General features: G+C 73.0%; 10 protein-coding genes. 4 read left to right on the forward strand and 6 right to left on the reverse strand.

The features are described 5' to 3' along the window. Both AOK22_RS16420 and AOK22_RS16425 read left to right on the forward strand, forming a co-directional pair. A partial coding sequence (locus tag AOK22_RS16420) for an ADP-ribosylglycohydrolase family protein (protein ID WP_055699405.1) occupies positions 1-692 on the forward strand: 692 nt, incomplete at its 5' end. 3 nt (positions 693-695) lie between these two features. After that, entirely contained in the window at positions 696-1469 is a 774-nt protein-coding gene (locus tag AOK22_RS16425) for a nucleotidyltransferase domain-containing protein (protein WP_055699406.1), read from the forward strand. Here AOK22_RS16425 and AOK22_RS16430 read toward each other — a convergent pair. The 6 genes from AOK22_RS16430 to AOK22_RS16455 form a co-directional block, all read right to left on the reverse strand. Next, entirely contained in the window at positions 1386-2144 is a 759-nt protein-coding gene (locus AOK22_RS16430; protein WP_055699407.1) for a nucleotidyltransferase domain-containing protein, read from the reverse strand. The genes AOK22_RS16425 and AOK22_RS16430 overlap by 84 nt on opposite strands. 83 nt (positions 2145-2227) lie before the next feature. Continuing rightward, the gene (locus tag AOK22_RS16435) at positions 2228-2710 is read right to left on the reverse strand and encodes a Rieske (2Fe-2S) protein (protein ID WP_055699408.1); all 483 of its coding nucleotides are present in this window, start codon (positions 2708-2710) and stop codon (positions 2228-2230) included. Next, on the reverse strand, positions 2707-3300 hold the full coding sequence (locus AOK22_RS16440; protein ID WP_055699409.1) for a DUF6529 family protein: 594 nt from the start codon (positions 3298-3300) through the stop codon (positions 2707-2709). The genes AOK22_RS16435 and AOK22_RS16440 overlap by 4 nt, the downstream gene beginning before the upstream one ends. Positions 3301-3342: 42 nt before the next feature. Continuing rightward, positions 3343-4950, reverse strand: coding sequence for a PTS transporter subunit EIIC (locus AOK22_RS16445; protein WP_079036609.1), 1608 nt, complete (start codon positions 4948-4950; stop codon positions 3343-3345). A gap of 44 nt (positions 4951-4994) precedes the next feature. After that, the gene (gene murQ / locus AOK22_RS16450) at positions 4995-5969 is read right to left on the reverse strand and encodes an N-acetylmuramic acid 6-phosphate etherase (protein ID WP_055699410.1); all 975 of its coding nucleotides are present in this window, start codon (positions 5967-5969) and stop codon (positions 4995-4997) included. A 74-nt stretch (positions 5970-6043) separates the two neighbouring features. After that, on the reverse strand, positions 6044-6967 hold the full coding sequence (locus tag AOK22_RS16455; protein WP_055699411.1) for a MurR/RpiR family transcriptional regulator: 924 nt from the start codon (positions 6965-6967) through the stop codon (positions 6044-6046). A 156-nt stretch (positions 6968-7123) separates the two neighbouring features. On the opposite strand from AOK22_RS16455, the gene AOK22_RS16460 reads away from it, so the two are divergent. Beyond that, the gene (locus tag AOK22_RS16460) at positions 7124-7480 is read left to right on the forward strand and encodes a hypothetical protein (protein ID WP_055699412.1); all 357 of its coding nucleotides are present in this window, start codon (positions 7124-7126) and stop codon (positions 7478-7480) included. Then, a complete protein-coding gene (locus AOK22_RS16465) occupies positions 7477-7761 on the forward strand; it encodes a DUF4031 domain-containing protein (RefSeq protein WP_055699413.1) in 285 nt (94 codons plus the stop codon). The genes AOK22_RS16460 and AOK22_RS16465 overlap by 4 nt, the downstream gene beginning before the upstream one ends. Positions 7762-7915: the final 154 nt, after the last annotated feature.

Here is a 7915-nt window from a genome sequence, read left to right on the forward strand (position 1 = left end):
GCGAGCTGCTCGCCGACGAGGAGCGGGACTGGCGGGACGCCAGCCAGGTGCACTCCAAGGGCTGCGGCGCCAACATGCGCGTCGCGCCCCTCGGCCTCGTGCCGCACCTCGACGACGAGGTACGGTCCGGCGCCGCGCAGCTCCAGTCCGCGCTCACCCACGGCCACCCCACGGCACTGGCCGCCGGCGACCTGACCGCGTACGCGGTGCGGCTGCTGGCCCGGGGAGCGGAGCCGATGGGGCTGGTCGGGCAGCTGCGTTCGTACGCGCTGGAGAACCGCACCCGCTACCGCGAGACCTGGCTCGGCGACCTGTGGACCCGCTCCCAGGACCCGTCCCCCGAGCACTTCATCGCCCGCGGCTGGGACGAGTGCCTCGCCGTCCTGGAACGCCTGGAGGCCGCGCTGAAGCACGCCAACGCGGAGACCGACCCGTGCCTGGCCACCGGCGAGGGCTGGATCGCCGAGGAGGCGCTCGCCACCGGGCTGCTGTGCTTCCTGCAGTTCGTCGACGAGCCGGTCACCGCGCTGCGCAGGGCCGCCTGCACGTCGGGCGACTCGGACTCGATCGCCTGCCTCGCCGGCGCCTTCGCGGGCGCCCACCTCGGGGCGGACGCGTGGCCCGCCGCGTGGACGGAGCGGATCGAGTACCGGGGCGAGCTCCTCGCGTTCGGGGCGCTCTGGGACGCTTGAGGGATGACTGTGGACCTTGGCCCCGACCTGGACGTCGACCTCGCCTCCGTCGTCGCCGAGCAGACCGACCCGCTGCTCTTCGCGACGGTCTCCGGGGCGCACCTGTACGGCTTCCCGTCCCGTGACTCGGACGTGGACCTGCGCGGGGTGCACCTGCTGCCGGTGGCCGACCTGGTGGGGCTGCGCGAGCCGGACGAGACCAGGTCACGGATGTGGCGGGACGACGGGGTCGAGATGGACCTCGTCACGCACGACCTGCGCAAGTTCGCCCGGCTGATGCTGCGGCACAACGGCTACGTCCTGGAGCAGCTGCTCTCCCCGCTGGTGGCGCACACCACCGACGCCCACGCCGAACTCGTCGCGCTGGCGCCGACCGTGCTCACCAGCCACCACGCCCACCACTACCGGGGGTTCGCCAGGACGCAGTGGCGGCTCTTCGAGAAGAACGGCGAGCTCAAGCCGCTGCTCTACACCTTCCGGGTGCTGCTGACCGGAATCCATCTGATGCGGAGCGGCACCGTGGTCGCCCATCTGCCCACGCTGCTGGGGGAGGTGCCGGAGGCGCCCGCTTACCTGCCGGAGCTCGTCGCCGCCAAGGCCGAGGCCGAGCACGGCGGCGCCGCCGTGGACCGCGCGCGCGTGGCCGCCGACGTGGAGCGGCTGCACGCCCTCCTCGACGCGGCCCAGGCCGACTCAGCGCTGCCGGGTGTCCACTCCGCGTACGACGCCCTGGACGACCTCGTCGTCCGGGTGCGCCTCCAGGGACGCGCGGGCTGACGCGCGGCGCGCGCGGAACAGGAAGTCCGCGACCCGCTCCCGGTCGGGGCCGGCCGGGAGCGGGCTGCGCGGCGCCGCCTCCTCCGCCTCGGCCGCCAGGCGGTTCATCCAGGACTCGACCTCGGGCCAGGAGACCTCGCCGCGCTTGACCGCGAGCAGCGGCTCGCGCTGGTCGCCGACGTCGATCGTCAGCGCGCCGGTGCGCAGCAGGTCCCGGCAGGACATCAGCAGCCGCAGGAGGTGCATCGCGTGCTTCCAGCGCGGGGCGCCGTGCGTGCGGACGTCCGCCTCCAGCTTCTTGCGCTGGCCCAGCGCGTAGCGGGCGAAGGTGTCCTGGGCCTGGCGCGAGAGGAACGCCTCGCGCAGCGCGAGCAGTTCGCGGCCGGTGTCCGTGAGGTGCGTGACGAGCGGGGAGTGCAGGCACTCCAGGATGTTCGGGTTGGCGCGCAGGGCGAGCTCGCAGAAGCGCTCCAGCTCCCAGCCGAACTGCTCGTCCGCCGGGCCGTCCAGGTGCGTCGGCGGCTTCTCGAAGCGCCAGAACAGCGGGGTGGGGGCCAGGAAGACGCCCCTGCGGTCGGTGTCGCTGCCGTCCGTGGCCAGGCCGAAGGCGCGCGAGCCCATCACACACGCGTAGACGGTGTGGTCGCGTACGAGGGCCAGGTCCTGGGGGCGCATGGGCCGAGCGTACGGGCCGCGGACGGCCGGGGGTGATCGAATTTCCGGTGCCGGTCGGCCGTGGCGCGCGAGGTCCGGTGCGGTCAGCCGAGGGTGATCGACTTTCCGGTGACCGTGATCTTCTCCGGTGGCAGTGGACGCGGCGCGGGGCCGCCGGCGACCGAGGCGTCGGCCACCCGGTACCTGCTGCCGTGGCAGGGGCAGTTGATCGTGCCGTCCGAGACCGTCGAGACGATGCAGCCCTCGTGCGTGCAGACCGCGGAGAAGGCCTTGAACTCGCCGCTCTCCGGCTGCGTCACGACCACCTTCCTGTCCTTGAAGATCCTGCCGCCGCCCACCGGGATGTCGGAGGTCTTCGCCAGGACCGGTCCCGCGGGCGGCTTCGTGCCCGCGGACGCGGAGCTCCCGGACCCCGACTCCGACCCCGACGCCGAGGAGGCCGGTTCCGAGGTCCGCGGCGCGGCCCCCTCGTCGCCGTACTTGCTGCACCCCGCCGCCAGCGCCGCCGCGCCCGCCGCGCCCGCCGCGAGGACCGTCCGCCGCGCCGCGCGTCCGCCCCCGCTCACGTCGTCACCCCGAACGTACGGAAGAACCACAGCGCCGACGTCAGCCAGATCACCGTGAGTGCCACGAAGACCAGGCCCGCGACCACCGGGAGCAGCCAGCCGGGCAGCCGTTCCGCGCGCAGCAGCAGCATCTTGGCGCTGAACGCGCCGAAGAAGAAGCAGCCGAGCAGCGAGTGCCACATCACGCGGGTCGAGTACGTCTGGTAGCCGAGCGCGTAGAGGCAGTGCACCGCCACGGGGACGGCGACGAAGAAGGCGATCCGGCCCGACCAGCGGTGCAGCGCCGCCGACCAGGACGGGCCGGGGATCCTGCCGTACAGCATCAGCGCCGAGACGACCTGGAGCAGCGCGAAGCCGAACGCCGTCGTGGCCAGCCAGGACTTGACCGCGCTCGTGCTGCTGAACCCCGCGAGGTTGAAGGCGGTGCCCTCGGGGTCGTGGACCTTGCCGTACGCGCCGAGGCCGACCGCGACGGCCGCCGCGACCAGCGCGGGCACGAGGTAGCGGGCGGCGCCCGGCCGGGGCTGCTCGCCCGCGCGCGGCGGGACGGGGAAGCCGCCCTGGGTGGGGGCGTTCGGGTCGACGCTCATGCGGGCTCCCTTGCGGCGGTGCGGGACTGCGGCGGTGCGGGGCTAGGGCTCCACGGCCCGTACGGTGATCTCGGTGCCGTCGACACGGGCGGTGCCGGTGTCCGGGTCGAGCCGCGGGGCCTTCGCGGGCTCGCCGACGGTGGCCGGCTCCGGCCCGGTGTGGGCCGCGGCGGCGTCCTCGGCGGTGTCCGTGTTCAGGTCCGTCAGCATCTGCTTGCTGAAGCCGAAGAAGTACGTGGCGAAGAAGCCGACCAGGTAGCCGACCAGGAGGCCGCCCGCGTAGATCGCGATCGTGAGGCCGAGGCCCTTGTTGCCGTCGAGGAGGGGGAAGAGGGCCCAGCCGGAGGGGCCGATCGCCGTGGAGCCGACCTTGTCGCCGATCATCGAGAAGAAGCCGACGAACGCGCCGCCCGCCGCGCCGCCCACGCACGCCGTGACGAAGGGGCGGCCGAGGGGGAGCGAGACGCCGTAGATGAGGGGTTCGCCGACGCCGAGGAAGCCCGCGGGGAGGGCCGACTTGATCGTCGTACGGATCGACTTGTTGTGCTTGAGGCGCTTGAAGACGGCGATCGCGCAGCCGACCTGGCCCGCGCCCGCCATCGCGAGGATGGGCAGCAGGACGGTGTAGCCCTGCTGCTCGATGAGCGTGGTGTGGATGGGGATCAGGGCCTGGTGCAGGCCCAGCATGACCAGCGGCAGGAAGAGGCCGCCGAGGACCAGGCCCGCGAAGGCGCCGGTGTTGTCCAGGAGCCAGTTGGCCGCCGTGCCGATGCCGGTGGAGATCTCGCCCGCGAGGAACATCAGGCCGAAGATCGTGACGAGGCCGGAGATGAGGACCGTGAGGGTGGGGGTCACCAGTACGTCGACGGCCTCCGGCACCCTTCCCCAAGCTCTCGACTTCGCTCGACCAGGGGAGACCCCATTCCTGCACCACTTCTCGATGTACGTGGCCAGGACCGCGGCTCCGAGTGCGCCGAGGACGCCGCCCTGGCCGGGCGAGAGCTTCTGGCCGAAGGCGGTGATGTTCGCTACGCCCGCGTACACGATGATCGCCGCGACCGCGCCGCCCAGGATCGGCGTACCGCCGAACTCCTTCGCCGTGTTGAAGCCGACGAACACCGCGATCAGCGCCATGAAGCCGGAGGCGATGGCGGCGAGCGCCGGGGTGATGGCCGGCAGCCACTCCAGGTTGACCAGCAGGCCGTTGATGCCCGCGATGATGCCGCAGCCGATCAGGGCCGGGATCAGCGGCACGAAGATGTTCGCGATGCGGCGCAGGAAGAGCTTGAAGGGGGTCGCGTTCTTCTGCTTCCTCGCCTCCTTGATCGCCGTGCCCTGGGCCGCCAGTTCCTCGGCGGTGAGCGTGTGTTCGGCGGGCGCCGCCTCGGTGCGGCCCTCCGCCACCATGGCCTCGAACTCCGGCGTGACCCGGGCGACCGTGCCCGGACCGAGCACGATCTGGTAGGTGTCGTCCTCGACCACGCCCATCACGGCGGGCAGGGCCTTCAGTGCCTCGTCCTGGACCAGGGAACGGTCGGCGAGGCCGAGCCGGAGCCGGGTCATGCAGTGGGCCACGGACGTGACGTTCTGGGCGCCGCCGACGAGGGGGAGGATCGCGGCGGCGGTGGCGCGGTTCTTGTCTGGTGCCATGGTGCGGTGCCTTGCTGTGCGGTGCCCGGTGGGGCGGGGTTGGTTCAGGTGGTGCGGGCGGCGTCGAGGGCCGTACGGAGGTGGCCGGACGAGGCCGCGAGGAGCTCCGCGGCGGTGGCGGCGTCGACTCCGCCGAGGATCGTCAGGATGGCGTTCTTCACCTCCCCGTCGGTGGCGGCGAGGGCGGTCTCGATCTCCTCGTCGGCGGCGCCGGTGGCGAGGGAGACGATCCGGCGGGAGCGGGCCCGCAGCTTCTCGTTCGACGCGCGGACGTCCACCATCAGGTTTCCGTACGTCTTGCCGAGGCGGATCATCGTGATCGTCGACAGCATGTTGAGGACGAGCTTCTGGGCCGTGCCCGCCTTCAACCGGGTGGAGCCGGTGAGGAGTTCGGGGCCCACGACGACCTCGATGCCGTGCTCGGCGGCGGCCGCGAGCGCGCTGTCCGCGTTGCAGGACAGGCCGATGGTCAGCGCGCCGTACCGTTCCTTCGCGTGCTCGACGGCGCCGATCGCGTACGGGGTGCGGCCGGAGGCCGAGATGCCGACGACCACGTCGTCCTCGGTCAGCTCCAGCGCGTCCAGGTCCTCGGCGGCCAGCTTCTTGCTGTCCTCCGCGCCCTCGACCGCGGTGACCATGGCGCTCGGGCCGCCCGCGATGAGGCCGACGACCTCGCTCGGGTCGGTGTTGAAGGTCGGCGGGCACTCGGAGGCGTCGAGCACGCCGAGCCGGCCCGCCGTGCCCGCGCCCGCGTAGATCAGCCGGCCGCCGCGGGCCATGCGCTCGGCGGTGCCGTCGATGGCGGCGGCGATGGCGGGCAGCTGCTCGGCGACGGCGGCGGGCACGGACGCGTCCTCGCCGTTCATGATCCGCGCGATCTCCAGGGTGGGCAGCCGGTCGATCTCGGAGAGCTCGGGACGGAACGCCTCGGTGGTGAGGGTGGCCAGCTGGGCGCGGAGTTCCCCGTAGTTGTCGGAGTCCCCGGGCCGGGAGGAGGTGGCGTCGGTGGTGGAGGTCATGGCGTCTGCGGCTCTTTCGTGTCCGGAGGGGGTGGGCGGAACGAGGACGGAGGGTGCGGAGGGGTGCCGGGCGCTCAGCGGGAGCCGCCGCGGGGGTTGTGGCGGTGCGCGAGCGCTTCGTAGGAGGCGGCGAGTGCGGGCGCCGCCGTCTCGTACGTGCGCTGGGCGACGCCCACGAACAGGCAGTCCACGACGAGGAGCTGACTCGTGCGGGACGACATCGCGGCGGGCCGCAGCTCGCTCTCGCGGGCGGTGGAGGTGGTCAGTATGTGATCGGCGTACTGCGAGACGGCCGCGCCGGGACGCCCGGTGATCGCGATCGTGGTCGCCCCGTGCTCGAAGGCGACGCGGAGGGGTTCGATCACGTCGCCCGTCGACCCGGAGTGCGTGATCGCGATGGCCACGTCCTTGGCGCGCAGCGTCACGGCGTTGGTGACGGCCAGGTGCGGGTCGGAGTGCGCGTGCGCGATGTGGCCGATGCGGAGCAGTTTCTGCGCCAGGTCCTGGGCGACCAGGCCGGACGCGGCGACGCCGTAGATCTCCACGCGCCGTGCGGTGGCGAGCGCGGCGACGGCGGCGCCGAGCTGCACGGTGTCGAGCCCGGCGGCGGTGTCGGCGAGGGTCTGCTGCTCGTCGTACGCGAGCTTGGCGACGACGTCCGCGATGGGGTCGTCGACGGCGATGTCCGCGGTGACGGCGGGCGCGCGGCCCGACTGCTGCTGGGCGGCGAGCCCGGCGAGCGCGAGCCGCAGGTCGCGGTAGCCCGGGTAGCCGAGGAGGCGGGCGGTGCGCACGACGGTCGCCTCGCTGGTGCCGGTGAGCTCGGCGAGGCCGGTGACCGTGAGGGCGGCGCATCCCGCGGGGTCCCCGGCGACGGCCTCGGCGACCCGCTGCATGGAGCGGGTCATCGACGGCGCCAGGGTCCGCACCTTGGCCGCGAGAGCGGCGGGGGCGGGGGGTGTGGCACCCGCGAAAATTTCCTTCACATCATTGGTCACGCTTGAAAGATATTTTCGGAACGCTCGTTCGGTCAAGACCCCGTTGGTCCCGAGACGGGGCGGGACCTTCGGCCGTGACGCCGGTGGAGGCGGGGGCTCCGGCGGGGTCTCCGGCACGGGCTCCGGCCGTGGCGCGCGTGGGGTGACAATGGCTGCATGGACGCGATCGACCCCCTGGAACAGGCGTTGCACGCCGCTCGCGCACTCGTCCTCGCCGACCTCGCCGCCCGCGAGGTGGCCGAGGCCGAGGTCGTCTCGCTCGTCGAGGCGTCGGTCACGCACCGGCGCTGGTGGGTCGAGCAGTGGCCCGAAGGCATCGAGTTCGTCGCCGGACTCGTCGCCCAGGACGTCCAGGACGCGCTCCTGGAACGGTACGGGCGGTGGCCGCTGTGCCCCGTCTGCGGCTCGGGCGACCCGCACGCGCTGGACGTGGAACCGGAGTTGGGCCCCGATCCGCACTGGGTGTGCGCGAAGGCGGGCGTGGTCGTGGCGCCGGTGGGCGGCCTGAGATGACCGTCTATATAGACCCGCCGACCTGGCCGGGCCACGGCCGCATGTGGTCGCACCTGGTCAGCGACGTCTCGTACGACGAACTCCACGCCTTCGCCGCCGGCATCGGCTGCCCGTCGCGCGCGTTCGAGCGTGATCACTACGACGTGCCGGCCGAACGGTACGCGGACGCGGTGCGGGCGGGGGCCGTGGAGATCGGGTCCAAGGAACTGGTGCGGAGGCTTACGGGGGCGGGGCTGCGGAGGCCGAAGGGGCGGCCCGCGCCGGGTGGGTACGCCGGCTGAGGTCCGCCCGGCACCCGCCCGGAAATTGTTTGCCGTTTCGGGTCCCTGCCGCGCCTAGAGGGTGAAACCTCAGGGAAGCGGGGTCGTGGGCGTCTGCGCCTTGGCGGTGCTGCGCGGGTGCTTCGTCGGTGGTGCGGGGCCGCGGGGGTATGTG

The sequence above is a fragment of the Streptomyces silaceus genome, from assembly GCF_001419745.1.
Lineage (GTDB): Bacteria > Actinomycetota > Actinomycetes > Streptomycetales > Streptomycetaceae > Streptomyces > Streptomyces silaceus.

Excerpts from the sequence above, each read along its gene's own strand:
- AOK22_RS16440 (WP_055699409.1), bottom strand. The coding sequence starts at position 3,300 with ATGAGCGTCGACCCGAACGCCCCCACCCAGGGCGGCTTCCCCGTCCCG.
- AOK22_RS16460 (WP_055699412.1), top strand. The coding sequence starts at position 7,124 with ATGGACGCGATCGACCCCCTGGAACAGGCGTTGCACGCCGCTCGCGCA.
- murQ (WP_055699410.1), bottom strand. The coding sequence starts at position 5,969 with ATGACCTCCACCACCGACGCCACCTCCTCCCGGCCCGGGGACTCCGAC.
- AOK22_RS16430 (WP_055699407.1), bottom strand. The coding sequence starts at position 2,144 with ATGCGCCCCCAGGACCTGGCCCTCGTACGCGACCACACCGTCTACGCG.
- AOK22_RS16445 (WP_079036609.1), bottom strand. The coding sequence starts at position 4,950 with ATGGCACCAGACAAGAACCGCGCCACCGCCGCCGCGATCCTCCCCCTC.
- AOK22_RS16425 (WP_055699406.1), top strand. The coding sequence starts at position 696 with ATGACTGTGGACCTTGGCCCCGACCTGGACGTCGACCTCGCCTCCGTC.
- AOK22_RS16465 (WP_055699413.1), top strand. The coding sequence starts at position 7,477 with ATGACCGTCTATATAGACCCGCCGACCTGGCCGGGCCACGGCCGCATG.